This is a genomic window from Streptomyces sp. SID486, from assembly GCF_009865385.1.
Taxonomy (GTDB): domain Bacteria; phylum Actinomycetota; class Actinomycetes; order Streptomycetales; family Streptomycetaceae; genus Streptomyces.
This window is the reverse complement of the sequence record NZ_WWJT01000133.1, coordinates 1-545: the sequence shown is the minus strand read 5'-3', so window position 1 is coordinate 545 and position 545 is coordinate 1. Positions and strand designations below refer to the sequence as shown.

1 protein-coding gene is annotated in these 545 nt (G+C 78.9%); it reads right to left on the bottom strand.

From position 1 onward, the window contains the following. The coding region (locus GT045_RS06570; protein WP_161333583.1) for an SDR family NAD(P)-dependent oxidoreductase at window positions 1–545 on the bottom strand (545 nt) is incomplete at both ends.

Below are 545 nucleotides of genomic sequence, written 5' to 3'. Positions count from 1 at the left end.
GGTGCCCGCCGCGTGGACCACGGAGTCGACGGGGTGCTCGGCGAGCAGCCGGCGCAGCGCCTCGCGGTCGCCGGCGTCGCAGGCGGCCACGGTCACCTCGGCGCCCAGCGCGGTGAGTTCGGCGTGCAGCTCGGGGGCCGTGCCGCGGCGGCCGGCGAGCACCAGGCGGCGTACGCCGTGGGCGCGGACCAGGTGCCGGGCGAGCAGGGCGCCGAGTCCGCCGGTGCCGCCGGTGACCAGGACGGTGCCCCAGTCGGCGGCGGGTTCCTGCCCGGTGGGCTGCGCGGTCAGCCGGGGTACGGCGAACCGGCCCTCGGCGAGGGAGAGTTCGGGCTCTCCGGTGGCGAGGATCCGGCGCAGGTCGGCCTCGGTGGGCAGGTGCTCGTGCTCGACGAGCACGTAGCGGCCGGGGTTCTCCGCCTGGGCGGAGCGGACCAGGCCGCGGACGGCGGCGTGGGCGGGACTGGCCGGCGGGGTGACGACGACGAGCCGGGTGCCGGCGAGGCGTTCGTCGCGCTGCCAGCGGCGCAGCAGCCGCAGCACGT